The 18626-nt window shown below is 44.7% G+C and carries 21 protein-coding genes and 1 pseudogene; 11 read left to right on the forward strand and 11 right to left on the reverse strand.

The window, feature by feature from the left end:
* Positions 1–77 precede the first annotated feature (77 nt).
* The gene (locus SOHN41_RS10790) at positions 78–749 is read right to left on the reverse strand and encodes an alpha/beta hydrolase (RefSeq protein WP_007648763.1); all 672 of its coding nucleotides are present in this window, start codon (positions 747–749) and stop codon (positions 78–80) included.
* 122 nt (positions 750–871) lie between these two features.
* The gene (locus SOHN41_RS10795) at positions 872–1099 is read right to left on the reverse strand and encodes a DUF3389 family protein (protein ID WP_007648766.1); all 228 of its coding nucleotides are present in this window, start codon (positions 1097–1099) and stop codon (positions 872–874) included.
* Between the two features lie 306 nt (positions 1100–1405).
* Here SOHN41_RS10795 and SOHN41_RS10800 point away from each other — a divergent pair, with 306 nt between their 5' ends.
* A complete protein-coding gene (locus tag SOHN41_RS10800) occupies positions 1406–3367 on the forward strand; it encodes a M1 family metallopeptidase (protein ID WP_007648768.1) in 1962 nt (653 codons plus the stop codon).
* 154 nt (positions 3368–3521) lie between these two features.
* Here the strand turns inward: SOHN41_RS10800 and SOHN41_RS10805 are convergent, their stop codons facing one another.
* Complete coding sequence (locus tag SOHN41_RS10805; protein ID WP_007648778.1) at positions 3522–4010, reverse strand: FKBP-type peptidyl-prolyl cis-trans isomerase; 489 nt, start codon at positions 4008–4010, stop codon at positions 3522–3524.
* 102 nt (positions 4011–4112) lie between these two features.
* On the reverse strand, positions 4113–5405 hold the full coding sequence (locus SOHN41_RS10810; protein WP_007648780.1) for a lytic murein transglycosylase: 1293 nt from the start codon (positions 5403–5405) through the stop codon (positions 4113–4115).
* 249 nt (positions 5406–5654) lie between these two features.
* On the opposite strand from SOHN41_RS10810, the gene SOHN41_RS10815 reads away from it, so the two are divergent.
* The gene (locus SOHN41_RS10815) at positions 5655–6014 is read left to right on the forward strand and encodes a DUF2750 domain-containing protein (protein ID WP_007648782.1); all 360 of its coding nucleotides are present in this window, start codon (positions 5655–5657) and stop codon (positions 6012–6014) included.
* A 51-nt stretch (positions 6015–6065) separates the two neighbouring features.
* A complete protein-coding gene (locus tag SOHN41_RS10820) occupies positions 6066–6707 on the forward strand; it encodes a hypothetical protein (RefSeq protein ID WP_007648784.1) in 642 nt (213 codons plus the stop codon).
* A 28-nt stretch (positions 6708–6735) separates the two neighbouring features.
* Here the strand turns inward: SOHN41_RS10820 and SOHN41_RS10825 are convergent, their stop codons facing one another.
* Together SOHN41_RS10825 and SOHN41_RS10830 are read right to left on the reverse strand one after the other, a co-directional pair.
* The gene (locus SOHN41_RS10825; protein ID WP_007648786.1) at positions 6736–7692 is read right to left on the reverse strand and encodes a chemotaxis protein CheV; all 957 of its coding nucleotides are present in this window, start codon (positions 7690–7692) and stop codon (positions 6736–6738) included.
* Positions 7693–7891: 199 nt separating this feature from the next.
* On the reverse strand, positions 7892–8509 hold the full coding sequence (locus SOHN41_RS10830) for a class I SAM-dependent methyltransferase (protein ID WP_037458872.1): 618 nt from the start codon (positions 8507–8509) through the stop codon (positions 7892–7894).
* A 97-nt stretch (positions 8510–8606) separates the two neighbouring features.
* Here SOHN41_RS10830 and SOHN41_RS10835 point away from each other — a divergent pair, with 97 nt between their 5' ends.
* The 5 genes and pseudogenes from SOHN41_RS10835 (at position 8607) to SOHN41_RS10855 (ending at position 11869) form a co-directional block, all read left to right on the forward strand.
* The gene (locus SOHN41_RS10835; protein WP_037458874.1) at positions 8607–9158 is read left to right on the forward strand and encodes an LON peptidase substrate-binding domain-containing protein; all 552 of its coding nucleotides are present in this window, start codon (positions 8607–8609) and stop codon (positions 9156–9158) included.
* Positions 9159–9270: 112 nt separating this feature from the next.
* Positions 9271–9936 (forward strand): sigma-70 family RNA polymerase sigma factor, encoded by a 666-nt coding sequence (locus tag SOHN41_RS10840; protein ID WP_007648793.1) that lies wholly within the window; start codon positions 9271–9273, stop codon positions 9934–9936.
* On the forward strand, positions 9929–10624 hold the full coding sequence (locus tag SOHN41_RS10845; protein WP_007648795.1) for a ChrR family anti-sigma-E factor: 696 nt from the start codon (positions 9929–9931) through the stop codon (positions 10622–10624). Before SOHN41_RS10840 ends, SOHN41_RS10845 begins: the two co-directional genes overlap by 8 nt.
* A gap of 540 nt (positions 10625–11164) precedes the next feature.
* Positions 11165–11338: a hypothetical protein gene (locus SOHN41_RS10850; protein ID WP_006082106.1), complete on the forward strand. Its 174-nt coding sequence runs from the start codon at positions 11165–11167 to the stop codon at positions 11336–11338.
* Positions 11339–11607: 269 nt separating this feature from the next.
* Positions 11608–11869 (forward strand): annotated as a pseudogene (locus tag SOHN41_RS10855) (hypothetical protein).
* A 20-nt stretch (positions 11870–11889) separates the two neighbouring features.
* Here the strand turns inward: SOHN41_RS10855 and SOHN41_RS10860 are convergent.
* On the reverse strand, positions 11890–12822 hold the full coding sequence (locus SOHN41_RS10860; RefSeq protein WP_007648812.1) for a pyridoxal-phosphate dependent enzyme: 933 nt from the start codon (positions 12820–12822) through the stop codon (positions 11890–11892).
* A gap of 275 nt (positions 12823–13097) precedes the next feature.
* Here SOHN41_RS10860 and SOHN41_RS10865 point away from each other — a divergent pair, with 275 nt between their 5' ends.
* Positions 13098–13505 (forward strand): YccF domain-containing protein, encoded by a 408-nt coding sequence (locus SOHN41_RS10865; RefSeq protein ID WP_007648813.1) that lies wholly within the window; start codon positions 13098–13100, stop codon positions 13503–13505.
* 29 nt (positions 13506–13534) lie between these two features.
* Here the strand turns inward: SOHN41_RS10865 and SOHN41_RS10870 are convergent, their stop codons facing one another.
* The 3 genes from SOHN41_RS10870 to SOHN41_RS10880 form a co-directional block, all read right to left on the reverse strand.
* Positions 13535–14413 (reverse strand): alpha/beta fold hydrolase, encoded by an 879-nt coding sequence (locus SOHN41_RS10870; RefSeq protein WP_007648814.1) that lies wholly within the window; start codon positions 14411–14413, stop codon positions 13535–13537.
* Complete coding sequence (locus SOHN41_RS10875) at positions 14410–15438, reverse strand: M14 family zinc carboxypeptidase (RefSeq protein ID WP_007648815.1); 1029 nt, start codon at positions 15436–15438, stop codon at positions 14410–14412. The genes SOHN41_RS10870 and SOHN41_RS10875 overlap by 4 nt, the downstream gene beginning before the upstream one ends.
* 260 nt (positions 15439–15698) lie before the next feature.
* Positions 15699–16196, reverse strand: coding sequence for a sigma-70 family RNA polymerase sigma factor (locus tag SOHN41_RS10880; protein ID WP_007648816.1), 498 nt, complete (start codon positions 16194–16196; stop codon positions 15699–15701).
* Between the two features lie 342 nt (positions 16197–16538).
* On the opposite strand from SOHN41_RS10880, the gene SOHN41_RS10885 reads away from it, so the two are divergent.
* A complete protein-coding gene (locus SOHN41_RS10885) occupies positions 16539–16784 on the forward strand; it encodes a hypothetical protein (protein ID WP_139058370.1) in 246 nt (81 codons plus the stop codon).
* A 122-nt stretch (positions 16785–16906) separates the two neighbouring features.
* Here SOHN41_RS10885 and SOHN41_RS10890 read toward each other — a convergent pair whose 3' ends face one another.
* Positions 16907–17242: a hypothetical protein gene (locus tag SOHN41_RS10890; protein ID WP_007648818.1), complete on the reverse strand. Its 336-nt coding sequence runs from the start codon at positions 17240–17242 to the stop codon at positions 16907–16909.
* Between the two features lie 177 nt (positions 17243–17419).
* Here SOHN41_RS10890 and SOHN41_RS10895 point away from each other — a divergent pair, with 177 nt between their 5' ends.
* Positions 17420–18625: a GGDEF domain-containing protein gene (locus SOHN41_RS10895; RefSeq protein ID WP_037458880.1), complete on the forward strand. Its 1206-nt coding sequence runs from the start codon at positions 17420–17422 to the stop codon at positions 18623–18625.
* Position 18626: the final 1 nt, after the last annotated feature.

Consider the following 18626-nt stretch of genomic DNA (forward strand, 5'->3'; position numbering starts at 1 on the left):
TGATTGTTCACAATAAAAAACAGGCATGGGTGACATTTTGCTTACCGCATGCCGTTTTTATCTGCAATTAGACTTACCTACATTTCAAAACACTGTAATAACCACTGACTAATGTCTTTTAGCTGTGCAGGGATGACGGAATGCGGCATTGGGTAAGTTTGCCATTGCACTTTATATCCTCCCGCCATTAACGCTTCTTTCGCTAATATGCCCGCAGATAATGGCACTACATCATCTTGTATACCGTGTTGTTGTAATATTGGGGTTTGTGCATTCTCAGGGCTTAATTGAGCAGGTAGTACATCACCCGTAGGTAAATAACAGGATAGCGCCATAATACCCGCTAATTTTTGCTCAAAACGTAGACCCGAGAAAAGGCTCATCACCCCACCTTGGCTAAATCCCGCTAATACAATACGCTCACTTGGAATACCAGCGGCGATTTGTGCATTGATAAGCGCCTTAACACTGGCTTCCGATGCGATAACGCCCTGCATATCTGCCCTGTCGTGAAGATCCATGCTTTTAATGTCATACCAGGCCCGCATCACATAGCCAGCATTGATCGTTACCGCCTGCTCTGGAGCATGGGGGAAAATAAATCGAATACTGTGATCACTCGGTAAACCTAACGCAGGCACCACAGGTGCGAATCCGGCGCCTGAATCCCCTAGACCATGTAACCAGATCACTGCGGCCGTTGCAGGCGTTCGAGGTTCAACGACAATACATTCAAGAGTGTTAGACATGCTTAACTATTCCTAATCTAATCCAATAAAAAATCCACCGTAGCGCCCCAAAGCACATGTGATTGTCTTAGCTTAATGGCTGTTCATTAAACCAATACGGGGCTAAAAAAGGCCGACGAACGCTACTCGCAATCTATCCCTAAAATCTCTTGTACTGATTGGAGCTGCGTTTCGTTATCCAATTTTACACTCCAGCGCACGGCGCCACCGTTGGCGATCAACATGGGCGGTTCCCGTCTTAAAGCGATATCTTCCGCCCCAGCCAGCAGCACAATGCTGGCGGCGTTGAGCCTTACCTGCACTTCGAACTCAGTGACAATTAACTTACCCTGTGAGAAATCTATGACCATGTTGGACACCGTTTGTGAAAAACGCGCCATGATAACAAACTTGTTGTATTTAACCGATGGCAATTTGCCTTATCTCACTTAGCGATCGATGTGAGCATTGCCACCCACCATTCCGCCACAGGTCATTACTCCCCCACGATTAAAGTTTGATTACATTTCTATTGAACCCAACTTAACAAGGATTGCAAAACTTCAGGTACACTCTCGTCCTTAGCCTGCGAAAGGATGAATACAGTTTCAGCCCAAGCATGGGCATATAATTTCCCCTAACCCAAATAAAAATAATCACTTAATTAGGTTTTTCATATGTATCCCCGTTATCGTTCCACCCTAAGTTGTGTATTACTACTGACACTACTCTGTTCTTCTTATACCTCTGCAGCGCCGCATGTAGACACTACAAATACTCACACAGCAAGTACTGACAGCTTAGCGCCAACGTCCAATCCAGCCGATAGGCAACAAAATAGGGATACACTGACCTATGCCAATTATGATGAAGTGAGTGTCAACCATGTGGATCTCGCCCTGCGCCTCGATTTTGAAACTAATAGACTGTCCGGGGATGTGACCCTCAGCTTAGATTGGCATAGGCCGAGTCAGACGTTGAAGTTAGACACGCGAGATCTCACCATTAACCATGTCAGTGCATTAAATGCCAAGGGGCAATGGCAAAAGGTGCCCTTCAGTCTGGCTGAAACGGATGCGGTAAAAGGCGCGGCGCTGACCATCGAGCTTGCCGATGAAAAGACCCAAAAGGTTAAAATTAATTACCATACATCCGAGAATCCTTCTGGCATTCAATGGCTAACACCTGCCCAAACCCAAGGCAAACAGTTGCCATTTATGTTCAGTCAGAGTCAGGCTATCCATGCCCGCAGCTGGATCCCATTGCAAGATACGCCAGCGGTGCGCCAAACCTATAGCGCGACGATCACCGCCGACAAGGCCATTACCGTCGTGATGAGTGCCGATCGCAAGTCACTTTCAACCACTCAGACCCAGTTCACTATGCCGCAGGCCATTCCTGCGTATTTGATCGCCATTGCGGCCGGACATTTACAGTTTGCTCCCCTAGACAAGATCTCTGGGATTTGGGCAGAACCTGAAATGCTAGACAATGCGAGCAAAGAATTTATCGATACCCCTGAAATGATCAGCATCACGGCGAAACGTTACGGTGATTATCGCTGGGGACGTTATGATTTGCTGATCTTGCCGCCAAGTTTTCCCTACGGTGGCATGGAAAACCCACGGCTCTCGTTTATTACTCCGACCGTTATCGCCGGTGATAAAAGTCTAGTGAGTCTTATCGCCCACGAACTTGCCCACTCTTGGTCCGGCAATTTAGTGACTAACGCGACTTGGCGCGATCTGTGGCTCAATGAAGGTTTTACGACCTATGTCGAAAACCGCATCATGGAAGATCTCTACGGCCAAGACCGTGCACTGATGGAGCAAACCATTGGTTACTCAGAATTACTTGCCGAACTTGAGGAACTTCCCCTCGAGGATTCGGTGCTGCATATTACACTTGGCGAGCGGGATCCAGACGATGCCTTTAGCGGTGTGCCCTATGTGAAAGGGCAACTATTTTTACGCTTCCTCGAGCACAAATTTGGCCGTGAGCGTTTCGATACCTTCGTCAAAAACTACTTTAATCATTTTGCCTTTCAAAGTATTACCACGGCACAGTTCCGTCAGTACCTAACGCTAAATTTGCTCCAGAAGTACCCGAATATGGTCAGCGAAGCAGAAGTCGATACATGGATTGAAGGCCAGGGCTTACCCTCATTCTTAGTGCCCCCTAATTCCCACGCCTTTGATGATATCGATAACCAGAGACAAGCTTGGTTGGAAGGGAAAGTGGCGGCAGCAGCCTTAAGCACTCACACTTGGACTGTGCATCAATGGCTGCGCTTTATTAATGAAATGCCTAGGCTCAATTTAAGCCAGGCCCAACTGGCGGAGTTGGATAGCGCATTCCATTTTACCGGGACGAATAACAACGAGATCGCCTTTGCTTGGTATTCACTTGCTTTAGATAGTGGCTATTATCATGTACTCCCCGATTTAAAACAGCATCTTACTGAGATTGGCCGCCGCCGACTGATTGTGCCCTTATACCAAAAACTCGCCAGCACAGAGCATTACAACTGGGCCAAGGGCGTGTATCTCAGTGCCCGTTCTGGCTATCACCCACAAACCCAAGCCAGCCTTGATATGATGTTTGCCGATAAACCTATGGCACATTCTTCTAGCCATTAGTACACAAAATAGCGGCTGATATCATCAAAACAGCAGATAAAAAATAAGCCCAAACCTAGGTTTGGGCTTATTTTTTGCGTCTTCACACGCGATACATTCAACTTATATTGAACTCATATTGAGTCAAACAAGAGCCGAGTTCGCGGCTTCAAAATTAGTGGTGGTGTCCACCAGCACCATGGGCGTGACCATGGGCAATTTCTTCCGCGGATGCCTCGCGGGCACCGACAACTTCGATATCGAAGGTCAATTCACGGCCAGCCAGAGGATGGTTAACATCCACAGTCGCCATAAATTTACCCACTTTAACGATAGTCACTTGGCGTTGGCCATGGTCGGTATTCACCACGGCAGTCATGCCCGGCTTCCATACGCTCGCCCCTAATAAATGCTTTACCGACACCCGTTGATGCGCATCGGCATCGGCTACACGCTCACCATAGGTTTCGGCCGCGGGTAAAGTCACAGTGAATTTTTCACCAATCGCTTTACCATCAATGGCATTTTCAACACCAGGCATCATGTTGTCATGGCCATGTAAATAAGCGATAGGCTCACGGCCTTCATTGGTTTCAATCACTTCGCCTTTTTCGTCGCGCAGAGTGTAATTAAACTGCACCACCATATCGTCTTTAATGCTCATCGAATATCCTTTGATTTACTTCGATTTCAAATGTCGGCCGAGCTTAACAAAACTGGCCTATTCACTCCACTTTTTTATCCCACAAGCAGTTCGGTACCGAGCTTAAAGCGTGATACCGAGGGCGATAAAGACCTCAGGACTTGGAAAACCATCGGCAACCATTTTTTGGCTACGCTGGAAGGCTTGGATCCCCGCGATAGAATTGCGTCCTAAAACACCGTCTGGCTTGCCCACATCAAAACCCGCCTCGTTCAGTTTCGCTTGTAATTGCTTAACTTGTTCACGACTTAAACGCGGCTGCTCCGGTGGGCTCACCTTCAGGGGCAGCCCACCATTAATGCGGTCGGCTAAATGACCCACGGTAATCGCATAGAATTCAGAGCGATTCCAACGCATTATCACATTAAAGTTTTCATAACCTAGAAACGCAGGTCCTGTATGACCTGCGGGCAAATACAACGCGGCATTAATATCCACCGCAGGTAATGGCCGGCCATTACTTTGGACAACCGCCTGCGTCGCCCACGTTGAGAGTGGTAATGCCTGCTTAGCCCCTAAATGATCGTAACTAAAATGCGCTGGTAGCAACACTTCACGCCCCCAACGCTGATTGCGTTGCCAACCTAAGTGCTGTAAAAAATTCGCCGCCGACGTTAAGGCATCTGCAGTGCTATTCCAGAGATCGGCCTTACCATCGCCATCGCCATCAACGGCGTACTTGGCATAGGCCGATGGCATAAATTGCGTATGTCCCATCGCCCCCGCCCAAGATCCGACCATGGTCTCTTTATCAAAATTATATTTTTCTTTTAATCTAAGTGCTTGCATCAACTCTGTGGTGAAATAACCGCTACGACGCGGCTCACAAGCCAAGGTTGCAAGGGAGTCGAGTACCGACATCTTCCCCTTATAAGAACCATAGTTTGTTTCTAATCCCCAAAACGACAACACATACTGCGGCGGTACACCGTATTCCTTGGCGAGTTTATCCAGTAATACTCGATGTTTTTGCAGTAAACGCCGGCCTTCATTAACCCGCCAATCGGTGGCGCGTTTGTTAAAGTAATTGGCAAAGGTTTGGCTAAATTCTGGCTGCTGCTGATCAAGCTCAATCACCTTGGGCACAAATTGCAAATTGGCGACGGTGGAATGAATGGTATCGTCCGACAGGCCTTCACTGCGTGCCCTTGCCTGTAAAGTGATGATGCAACCCGCAAAGGCATCGGCATTAGCCTGGATAGTGGCATTTATATCCACCTCACGGCTCAGGGACCTCACATCGGCTACGGCGGTATTGCTGCTTGGGCTCGATGTTGGAGCACTCGAACAAGCACTTAAACTCACACCGGCGGCAAGGCTAGCGACAAGGTAGGTAATTCCTTTGATTCTAATCAAACCTATAACTCCAATATTTGATCCTAGGGTAGCAACGCGCGTTAAAAACGATAGCAATACGCGTTGAAACGATAGCAATCCTGACCCATAGCGCCTGCTAACACAATCCTTATGACGACAAATACTGGGATAAACTGACTTATTGCTCAGTTAACCAACACAAGAAAAATCTTAACAAAGAATCCCTTGGCCTATGTCGATGTTACCGTATAATGGGTAAGTTAACAGCACACTTCAAAGAGACCTATCATGACTGAAATCAATGCGGCTTTGGCTGGCTTTATCGAAAATGTAAAACAACATCAGACGCTTTGGGGTCTAATGGATGAAACTGGCGAAGGCTGGGTCGTTTGTGACTCCAGTGAGTTTGAAGACACAGATGTGATGCCATTATGGTCAAGTGAAGCTGCAGCAAAATCCCACTGCAGTGAGGAATGGCATGATTACCAAGCCGTCTCCATTTCACTCGAAGAGTTCTTAGAGTATTGGGTTTCTGATCTGAATGATGACGGTGTATTAATCGGTGTAGATTGGCAAACCGATGAAGAATGTTTAGAGCTGGATCCTATCGTTTTAGCCAAAGATTTAGTTGATGTTGAAGAGGTTTAAGCACTTCAGCTTAGGTGAGTTGACATCAAGGTCTGGGGCGCTCAAACCTTGATGTCAACTGTCACGCCCATTGATACTCCCTTCGATAAACGACATTCCTGTTGGTTCTGTGGTGAACCCTGTGATCGGCATTTTGAATATCACAGTGAAGTTCATACCCCCCATCCTTCCTTAGCTGTGCCCGCCTGTGGCGAATGTTTAGCACTGGCTAAGCAACATAAGCTCACATCAATTTGGGATTGCCGTGTGGCGGTAAAGGATGCCTTGATGCGCATTTATGCCAAACACCTTGCCATAGGGATCAACTGGACCGAAGAAGAACTGGCCGAGTCGGAGTTCTCCTGTAACGTCTTTGGAGGATTTAAGAAAAGTGCTTGGATGATGTATCAAATCGCCCGTGACAGGATAAATGCTCCCGGTTGGCCAATTGTGCTCGAGGGCATCACTATTGATGATCAAGGGTATAGTGCAGGCTTTGAATTTGATGGGGTAATTTATACTTCGCTACACGCAGCCATTCACTATTACAGTAGCCAATTTTGCCTAGACCCTCGTTTTTTTGCCGAACTGGTTCGACTCCTTGGTCGGGGGCGATTTAACTATGCCCTCAAACTTGCTCGCATCCATATTGCTGCCGCCAAGGAGATGAAGCAGCAAGTGTTAGCCGATATCAAAGCCGAATTAGCAAGCTGAATTTCCCATTAACACCTGAACCTCGTCATTAAGACATGGCTTGGCTATTGAGGACTTGCCTTAATCTTTCCTGCACGACCTCCACCAGCAAGTCGGGTTGGAATTTAGAGATAAAACGATCACAACCGACCTTCTCAACCATGGCATTATTAAAACTGCCACTCAGCGAGGTATTGAGGGTGATAAATAAATCCGCCATGGCTTTATCGTTACGCACTTCATAGGTCAGTTTATAACCGTCCATTTCCGGCATTTCCGCATCGGTTATCATCATTAACAACTCTTTGGAGACTTGTTTGCCCTCATCACGCCACTTTTGCAGCAGATTTAGGGCTTGTAGACCATCGGAAGCCTCAATAATATCAATCCCTAACTGACTGAGTGTCTCTCTAACTTGTCTCCTTGCTGTAGAGGAGTCATCTACAATCAGTATTTTTCGTCCAGACATTTCATGGACTAAGTTTTCATCCAGAACCCCTTCGGAAAGGCGTACATCGTAGTGAATGATCTCCGCCAACACCTTTTCCACATCGATGATAGAGACTAAATGGGATTGCCCCTGATACTCAATACGGGTGATGGCCGTCAGATAATTATTCCGCCCAGCCGTTTTCGGCGGCGGCATGATATCGCTCCAAGTCATATTGATAATATGCTCAACCTTTCCGACTAAAAAACCCTGCACGCTGCGGTTATATTCTGTGATGATCATGTTGGCATCATCCCCTGGGGGAATGGGGCTAAAGCCTATCGCCGAGCGTAAATCAATCACAGGGATAGACATGCCACGAATATTCGCTACGCCAGAAATATGCGGATGGCTCCCTGGCATCGCATTGAGTGGCGGCAGTTTGACAACTTCTTTGACCTTGAAGACATTAATAGCAAATAGCTGTGTAGAGTTAATCCGAAAAAGCAACAACTCAAGCCGGTTTTCACCGACAAGTTTGGTACGTTGATCTACGGTTGCAAGTACGTTTGCCATAATGCTGCTTCTCTACTCTGGAGGAAAAACCTTTCCTCACATGCTAAGGATGAAGCTAAATTATAGCGGTAAACTAAGGATGAGAACTATGCCAAGGCTCGCTTTTATCTAAAAATTACAATCACTCTCGTGCAATAGAAAAACCAGTGTGAGGTATAGACCAGCTCACTTTTCCCCTGCGGAGTTTAAAGACAACGTATCACAAACGCAGTGTTTTTTGTGCAAGCACCATACCCGCAAGATTAAACGCATTTCTCTCACAGACGATCAAAAAGCCCATCTGGCGTAATACAGCCAACAGTTCATGGTGATTAAAGCGGTTTTGCTGTGGATGCTCAAATAATCTGCGACTGAGCGGATTGCAGATCGCCGCGCGATACAAGTCTTCCACCACAAAAAAACCGTCGGGTTTTAACACTCTGGCGACCTCTTCGATGGCCATTTGCCAATCGGGAATATGGTGGAAAACAGCAAAGTTAAACACTATATCAAACTGGGCATCACCAAAGGGGAGCCGAGTCGCATCAGCAATGGCAAAATCGACATCCTTTAATCCATTAGGTGAACGTTGCCATCGCCCCTTTGCCGCAGCCACCATTTCGGGATCAATGTCCACGGCGGTGACTCGTCCTGCACCAAAATGCTCACGGATCAAATGAATACCGTTACCAAAACCACAACCGATTTCGAGCGCCTGCTCAAAACACGCCATAGGCTTTCGCATCATGGACGTCAATAATGGGGCCTCGATATGATTCTGTAGCCAAAATCGCAGTGGATGTCGGACTATCTTCTTCTCAAATGGATTTAGCTTCATATCATCCCCTTAGTGTGAGTAAACTCTTGTATGAATAACTGATCAAATTTCCGCTATGTTACGTAATGATATAGACATAAGTTCACCCGAGGCCACAATGAAATTACCTCTTTTCCCATTGCCTATCTGTTTATTGCCCGAGGGATACACCCAACTGCGGATCTTTGAACCTCGCTATAAACGCTTAGTGGCAGAGTCGTTAAAAACCGGACAAGGATTCGGTCTATGTATGACAGGTGAAGATGGAAAAACCATCCAACCGATTGGTACTTTAGTGCATATCATCGATTTTGAAACCTTAGCCGATGGCACCCTAGGGATCAGCATTCAAGGTAGTCAGCGCTTTAAACTTAATCATATCGAGATTGAAAGCGATGGATTAAAGCGCGGAGACATCACGCTCATCGATAACTGGCCTGCTGTCCCCATCGCCACTGATGAACGCTATCTTAGCCAAATGCTACAAAATATTCTTAAGGAATATCCTCAACATTTACAGCATTACCAAGCGGAGCAATTTGAAGACATCGCCTGGGTTTGCCAGCGTTGGTTAGAAATACTGCCCGTGCATGCCGCTGAAAAATTCGTTTGCATCAATAGCCAAGACCACACTATGGCGCGGAACTTACTACGAGCCGTCATCAAATAATGATCCAGTGATCTTTTATCTCGTTACTAACGTATCACTCAACACTTAATGGGGATAATGATCCACCACCGATATCTGCGCAGGGGATAAACCTTAGATTAAGGGTAAAATAATGGAAAATATTCAATCACTACCTAAGCAAAATCGGTATCATAGACCCATCTCATCCCTGATTAACACGGCTATGGATAATGAAACTCATGCTCAAGATTTAACTGAGCAGCAGGTAGAAATGGATCGATTGGCCGTCGCTATGTTGAAAGTTGCCAATCAAAGAGACAAAGCCGCCTTTAGCGATTTGTTCACTCATTTTATGCCTAGGATCCGAGCCTTCGGCTTACAGCGTCTAAATCAACAGGGACTGGCGATGGATCTGGTACAAGAAACCATGACCAGCGTATGGACAAAAGCCCATCTTTACAATGCTGATAAAGGATCTGTTACCACTTGGATTTTTACCATAATGCGCAATCAGTGTTTTGATATGTTGAGGCGAGTCCAGCACAATAAAGAAGATGTTTTTGGTGATGATATATGGCCACTTTGCGATGCAGTTAGTCACGATATAGAACCCGATCATAACCTTACCGCAAAATTACTTGAGCATATGGACGCACTTCCCCCTCCACAACGCCAAGTGCTACAAGGCATTTATATGCATGAACTCACTCAGCAAGAATTAGCAGACACCTTAAATGTCCCCATTGGCACAATCAAATCCCGCCTACGATTGGGGTTAGAAAAGCTAAAGAGCTTTTTGGAGACACATAATGATTAAACATCATCCACAGGAAGCACTACTGCTGGCCCATGCAAAAGGCGAACTCCCACTCTCAATGGCAATTGCGGTATCGGCCCACTGCACTCTGTGTGCGAAATGCACCGCTATTGTCGCAGCATTGACTGAACAGGAGGCTCAAGCAACATTGAGCGCGGGGAGCCCAGAGGATCGGGTAACAGCATCAGAGACTGATATGACCTTAGTGCCGGATCCGCTTCCACGCGAGTTACAAGCCATGTTGGCACATATTTTTAGTCAGCCAGAGGCTAACGTTATACCAAGCCATGCGCCTATATCGCTCTCAGTAAGAACCACAACCTATAGCATTCCAGCAGTATTTCGCCAGCACTTAACGCGGCCATGGCAACAACTCGGCAAAGTTTGTCGCATGCGCTTCGATGTGGACGAATTAAACACCCGCGCCAGCTTATTACACATAGATGCGCTCGGGGAAATCCCCCAACATACCCATAAAGGTTATGAGCTAACCCTATTACTCGCGGGTGAATTTACCGATATTAATGGTGAATATGTGCCAGGGGATTTTATTCTGTTAGATAATCAAACCCATCATGCCCCGAAAACAAAAACGGGCTGTTTATGCTACACAGTATTAGACGCTCCCCTGCATTTTACTAAGGGCCTGAGTAAGCTACTTAACCCTATAGGTGAACTGATTTATTAATGCTAGAACTGAAGTACTAACGACCTTATTTTTTATGTTTACCCTATAACCGGGTTAAAATTGTTAACATAAATTTAATATATTGCGATTCATAATATCACTGGGTAAAAAATAAACTTGCTTACGCTAATTTTACTGGTATACTGCGCTTCGTTTTGAGATCCACCTTGTTGTTACCTTTTTAATCCAGTTTGATCGATATTTGTCAAACCTTGGTCCTCACGAAGAAAGCCTACTACAAGCAAAACCCCGTAAACTCAATCAATTAGTGTTAGCTGCATTTGATTTTGTCCAATGAACTTATTAAATTTATTGTTGTCATAGTATTGTCATTAAGCTATGTTCAACTGATTTAATTGAGTGAATCCATTGACATAATCGATGAGATACATTAATTATCGATGAGTCATCTCTTGCTCAACTGTTAAGAGATGGGGTAACCTCGACACTATTAGAACCATCTTTCGCACTGTTGCTAAGGATATTTTATTGTTATAACTCTCTCACCTAAGGGTGAATTAAATAAAAGGAGTGTGGCTTATGTCATACAAAATTAACGGACATGAAATCACAGTGAACTTTCCTGTTGATTCAATCTCAGTAAACAAAACCTCGATTGCTTTTACCGATAGACAAGGTAAAAATAGGCAGACTTTTTCTAAGCGCACAGAAGCCATTAGCTTTATGAAATGGTTATTGTCAGCGAACAAATAAGTCACATTAATACTGTAATACCGCTTGCTTAAATTGGGTTAATCCGGTTTCCATTTCCCTCGCCGTACCGACAACTTAAGCAGCCGATAGCGAAATGTCACAACTTGCTATCCCACTACGTCTCTTTGACGCAACTCATTTGGTTCTGGCTATATCTTACTCACACAGATATCTGCCGAACCAAATGTGTATATCAGATCCTGATCACCTCTTTTCATTTTCGCATCCGCTAATATTCCCACAATAAGCTCCCCATTTCACACTGAGTCATGCCAAAACCCAACACTAAAGTCGCTATGCAAGACATGGTTAACTTAATTAAAGACAGTATTCCATTTCATTTAGATGAAGCTCAAATGTGTCAGGGAGAATGCTTAGGTTGCTCGAAGAAAATGCTTGAAATGCTCGATGCAGAGATAAGTTACTGGCAATACAGCGAGCAGTCCCCTAGTTTAAAAGACTTAAAAAAATCTCGAAAAGATGAGTATTCGAACTTATAAAATCCTAAAACGAAATCACCTCGTCCCCTAAGGTTTTATTGCACTGCCTTCTTAAATATCACTCGCGAATTTACGCAGATAGCGCGGTAGCATAGTGTCATTACCGAGCAAACCACCTTGATGTAAATACATCACAGAACCCTGATCACTCGCCTGTAAATAATCCTCAAGCACAATAAAACCTAAGGGATCGTAGAGCAGCTCAAACTGAACACCGCTGGCACATATTCGTTGCCACATGGTATAAAGCTCAGCATAGAGTTTACCAAAATGGTATTTCTTTCCCACATTCACTACCTGTGGATGTTCGCTGATATCTGAATTCAACATCGAAAACTGCTGACGCAGATAGGCATCCCCCCCAACGGCGGCACAGGTAATAACACGTATATCCGTCTGTTCGCGAATAAAATACTGATTTAAAAACAGCGCGGTGGTCCCTGTTCCCGAAGGTAAAAACACCTTTAAATTGGAGATATTATTTGTTTTGGACCATATGACTATCTCTTTTGCGAGTATGCTCACGCCATATTCGGCATAACCACAGCGTCCACCTTCGGGGATAAAAAGTGCTGTCGGCTCATAGGGTAATACCTGCTGCTCGATATACTCTTGACACCGCCCCCCAGCATTAGGGGATGAGCGCCCCCCTAACCGACTCAAGTCAATGATATTGGCGCCATTCTCCACGGCTGCAGCATAATTTCCCGAAGGATGGTTAAGGATATGGCTAGCGATATGATCGACATAAAAATCACACTGCCAACCTTTGATTTTGGCAAGGGCCGAGAGCGAATAAAGGGAATTGGCCTGTGGAGAACCATGACCAATCACTTTTTTAATGCCAGCAAACTCATGTGCTAAAAAATAGGCAAACTTACGGGCTTTATTACCACTAAAGGCCGGATGCAATAAATCATCACGTTTTAGAAAAATGTCACGGCCAGCAAAAAACATCTTTTCTACGGGGGTATTAGCAAACATCGGGGCACTCAAACAATAGACGTCTTGGTCTTTCAAAGATATGAGCTAGTGTAACGTCCCTTTATAAAACATGTCCTTAAGAAGTTAGCAATTTCACGACTTTTTGGTGGATCTCACAATCAGCAACTTGATAAAGTAATGTAACAGACTGATTATTAGTCATAAAATAACTGGCACAATTTTCGCTATATCAATATTAACACTCGGTGATGGCATAGGTACCTGCCAAGCCGTAGGCCAATAAAATAAGTCTGCAAGATAATAAGGAGTTTTCCATGGCGCTTTTACGCTTAATATTCAATATTGCGTGGTTTGTCCTAGGAGGGTTTGTGATGGGACTGGCTTGGTGGCTCGCCGGTATTTTGTGCTTTATTAGTATTATCGGTATTCCCTTTGGCCGCGCCTGTTTTGTGATTGGCGAAATGACCTTCTGGCCCTTCGGTCAAGAGCAAATGAATCGCCGCCATCTAACGGGGCGTGAAGATTTAGGCACAGGCGCCTTTGGTATGATAGGCAATATCATTTGGTTCTTACTCTTCGGGATCTGGTTAGCCATAGGCCATTTAGCCCATGCCCTCGCCTGCTTTGTGACCATAATCGGCATCCCATTTGGGATCCAACATATTAAATTGGCACTGTTAAGCCTCACCCCAATAGGTCAGACCGTCGTGGCTAAAGCTTAACGACCAACGCAACTTAACGTGGATCGGCGCTATTCACATTCGACGTTGGATAGCGCTTTTTTATCCCATTCCAGCAGCCCAGTCTCATCTTGCCTTCGTTCTTCATCCAATATGTGAACATTTTTGACGCTTGTTTCAACCTGTAAAGTGGATTTTGGGATCGTAACCGACTGCGCCAATGCCAACAGGTAATGTGCCAACTTAGCTGGCACATCGATGGCCGCATCATGGCCACAATAGGCCAAGACAATTAATGCAGTTTGAAAATGCCTTGCCAAAGCTCGACTGGACTCAATGCTCACTAGGGCATCACGGTCACCGCAAAGTACGCTAACCGGGACAAAAAGTGTGGCTGGGCATTGATATATCAATGCCGCCCAAAGCTGGCGCCATGTGTTACTCAAACTGGGGCAAGATGCCCTACGCAATTGACTCCAATGGGCAATAAGCTGCCTATCATTGCGGTGGCGAAAACTGGTCAAACGCACAATGGTCGATTCTATCGCATTTAAATCTTTGCCTTTTTTCCTCAAGAAAATAGCTTTAACTGCATTAATTGGATTAAATCTTTGATACCAAGGAGATAAATTAGCAGCGCTACTATTAAGGATAAATATCTGTTTTATCTGCCATGGCCGCTGGCGTGCCATCTCCATTGCCAGCATTCCTCCCATGGATAAACCGAGCAGATAAAAGGGTTCAGCGTCACTGCAGTGCTCATCGATTTGCTGCCAGACCGCCGCGGCATAGTCGGCGATGTTCAGCGGACTCGTTATCTGTGTGAGGCGACCATTTCCGGGAAGATCGGGCGTTAAGACTCTCAACCCCTTCTGCCGAAGCCGCTGGTCAAAACCATGCCAATGACGCTGATCTCGCATTAAGCCGCGTAATAATACCCAAGTCGTCATGACTTAGCCTCCCGATACCAAAAATGCTGTGCGCTATGGGCCAATTCGGCTAAACGCTCTGGCGATAATTGCTCTAATTCTTTAGCATAGGCCGCCTCCATCAAAAATTGCATCAGCACTGTGTGCCTGCGCAAAATTCTGTGGTGACGGTGGGTTTTCTGCGGGTTAAAAAAACCTGCAAAATTAAAAATCTGCCTTGGGTTTTTCTTTATCCATGCCCAAGATCCCATTTCAAGTGTCAGGGGCAAAAAGGGCACTGCCGCATTCGACGTCTCCCCCTGATGCTGGCGATAGAGATAATCCCAAATATCCCCGTGGGTGCGATAAAATTGACTCTGTGGCGCTAATCGATAATGGCCGTGATGCGGATAGCTCATTTCAAACAATTGCTTAAGGTGAAAGATAAAATGGGCATTTTCAAAGGCAGCGCGGGTATGGGCATAGGGAAACCAAATATGATCGGTCAAGCCGAAACCCGAATGGGCATCTAATGAAATCAGACTCGTACTGCGCTTAAGTAGTTGCTGCACATAGGCAACCACACCTGCGGTCTCAAGCTCCATCCCGCCAATGCCGCGAAACCATGGCAGACGGGGGGATAAACGCTGGCCCCCAACCATAAAAGACACTTTTTCAGCGGAGTCTATCGGGGCATTGCGCATCAAATCCACTTGATTGCCATTACCTCGAGTTCCCAAAAACAAACCAACCGGATTAACCACAGGGACAAAGGCGAGCCGTATTCCGCTCAACAGTTGCTGTAAATGTTTATCCCACACAAGGCGTTGCAGCAAGCTGTTCAGCAGCGCCAATATCACCTGAGCACCAATGCGCTCAACGCCGTGTACACCACCAACAAACAGTACGGTTGGACAAGGCTCGGCAATCACCCCAAGTTCAACGCTATAAAGGGGGAAATGCTCATTTCGAAAGGGAATGTCGGCGAGGATTTGGTACTGCAACTTAAGATGATGAGTATCTATCAGTTGTTGCAGTGTATCCAACTCAAAGGGAAGTTTATCCATATCATCCAGAATAATGAGATGAGCAATGACTCATACCGTTAAGCTGATGCTAATGGCAAATTACGACAGCGGTATGACAAATTGACCTAAATATGCACCTTCATATCGCACTCAGGCACACCAGCGCTTGATCTCACCAGAAGCTTCCCTGATGACTCCATCGCGCCAAATGCCCCTATTCGGAACGACTATTTTAGATAATTTGAATTGAAAGCGAGTTAGAGTTAACTCTGATAAAGCCATTGTCAAATTTCGTTGGCTCAAGAAAGACAATGTTTGAGTTGCTCTCGAGCCCGAAATAATCGTGTGTTTACAGTATTGGTTGTTAGCATCAGCTGCTCTGCAATTTCGTGACTACTCAAACCCAATAATACTTGCATGATTAAGGGCTCCCTGTACTCAGGCGCGAGAAGTGCTATTTGATTCCTGATATTTTCGTATTCGGCATTTTGTTCTACTGAGAGAGAACTCGTATCAACTAAGTCATTCTGCTCTACGTCATCAATATCTAATGTTTTCCTACTGAAGTAACGTGCATTTTCTCTTCTAACGATAGTAAGCAACCATGATTTTTCAGCATTTTCGTCAAGTTGCTTATCGAGATATTTCCAAGCCCTCAAATAGGATTCTTGGATGATCTCTTCTGCTGCATTTTTGTCTTTACTCAACCAATAAGCAAAACGAAATAAATCAGCATGATACAAAGCGACGAGTTTTTGGTAACGGACAGTGCGCAGTTTGAGGTGGTCATTGTACATATCAAATCCAATTGAATGGTGCGCACGTTGTGACGCGAGTTCTGCTAGCACACTTACTTATTGAGTTTATGGCGTTTTATAAACTTTGTGCTACGATTCTATATGTAATTGAACAATTGTTCAATATCGATATTTATTTGAATAAGCTGAGTGAGTATAGCGCTAGTGACATAGTGGTCATGTCGTTACGCAGGAATCAGTAAAAAGCATTACCATTTATTTCAATTTGTTAGAGAAGCTCTAACCTCAACTGCTGATAAAAGTATCATCAGTGTGAAAGGATTCTCTCTTGTAGCGGGTCTTGATCATTAGATGAATGATTAACCATTGGAAGTGCAAATTATGTGTAGTACACCAAAGACTAATTCGGCGGCTATGCCACCCAAGATCCCTTTTCGCAGTTTTATGGCGAGCATGACGCTTGAACAACGACATAAATTTGCCGAGGTGGCGAATCGCGCCGATGAGCGCCGAAGCATTCGTGAGCAACGTCTAGGTCTTAAACGCGATGTTAAAAAAAATATCAAAAAAGATATTTCATTATGGAAGATACTGACTCGCTTACTAAACCGCTATTTTGTAGCTTAAGATTTGAAGAGATGATTCTACTTGAGGGTAGTTAAGACGTTTAGCGAGGTATGGCGGAGTCGGTCAATTTCGTTGGTCACACGCTCTAGACTTAGTTTATCCTGTTCGAGAGATGCCCAGTTTTATTGCCAGACTAAAGCTAGATTTTCGGCTTGTTGCGGAATGGGTTCTTGCATGATTTGAGCTAAATCTTTGATTGTTAGAAGGGTAACCCAACCCCTACGAGGATTTCCTTTATTATCGATATCTTTGTCGTAATGCAAATAAAATACGATTTCTTGTAACTCGTTGAGTTTGTGGATCATCTCAAAAGCAGCTGTGCGTTGGTTTCGATTCGCTTCGGTTTGCTCATTACGCCAAGTGTTATAGCTGAGACTACTCAGAGCGACGACGAGACTGATCATTGCAAGTAGATTCATTTGAAGCTGTTGTAAAAGCGTTTTTCCTATCGGTGGCATAACGGATTTCCACTTTATTGAATTGCGTTAAGTTTGTTATATGTTTTTGATTTACGGATTATTATTTAGAGCTAGTCTTATATTAGTCATTAAATACAACTATGGGCAAGATTGTTACAGCTATTAGCAGCGTTCTCCATCGTACTTGCTGGTGCTAATTTTCACAGGGATTTTAATATGGCAAATCGAGTAAAAAGGCTGCAATTTTTGTCATTTTTTCTGTATGGACTGGTGGCAATGATTGGTCTTGGTTTGGCTTGGTCGGTTTATATTGGTATGGAGGACGTTAAACAAACCACGACAACGTTAGTCGAGAAACAACTGCCTAGCTTGAGTATCGCTCGAGATATCGCTTTAAATTTGAGTGAACAAGAACGTGTACTTTACGAGTACTACGCCACAATTAAACCCGAGCTTTATCAAAATAATTATCTCTCTCGCAGTCAGGTTTTATATCAAAAAATTGAGTTACTTAAAGATATTAATACTAACCTTACTATTCAGCTGGATTTGATGCGTGAACTGCAAGCGATTCAACAGCTGAGTCAAGCATTTCATCTAAACATGTCCAGTGGCAGTATCGACTGGGATCAGGCTCGCGAGCAGCTAGAAAAGATTAGTGAGCAAAGGCGTTTGATGGAACCCCAGCTTAATGCTTTGATGTCTAATGTGAATCATCATGTTTCAGAAGGCTACAGCGCGACAAAGCAACAGCTATCCACAACGGCATGGAGCGTGATTATTTTCAGCCTGGGGTTATTTGGGATTTCGATTATATTGGGGCGTTATATTAAAAATTATATCGAATTAAGCATAGCTAATGAGCGTTTAGCTATGTTTCCACAGCGAAATCCCCATCCTGTACTGACATTAAACAGTGACTTAGAAGTGCTTTACCATAATCCTGCCACTCTCATTTTACTTAAGACTCTCAATTTACCCGAAACGCCATTGGCCCTTCTTGCGAGTGAAATTAAACGACAGCTTGAAGAGACAAAGAGCAGTGTCCCGCCAGTACAAACGTTTCAACATTATGTGGATAGTGCATTTCTCACTTATGAAATACATTGGTTGAAAGACCAACAGGCTTTTGATATTCACATGCAGGATATCACTGAGCAAAAAATAGCTGAAAATAATTTACACTATAAAGCATATCATCATGATTTATCTGGTTTAAATAATCGCGTCAGTTTTTTGCAGCATGTCGAGGCTGCCATTGAAGCTGAAATAGCATTTAGTTTAGTGCTGGTGGAAGTGACTCATTACTCAAAGTTAGTCGGAGACTTTGGTCTTTCAGGTGCAACAGAAGCCATTATCTGTGTAGCACATGAACTTGAGCGGTTATTCAGTAAAACAAAAAACAACTCACCTGTCAGGTAAA

Source organism: Shewanella sp. HN-41 (assembly GCF_000217915.1).
GTDB lineage: Bacteria > Pseudomonadota > Gammaproteobacteria > Enterobacterales > Shewanellaceae > Shewanella.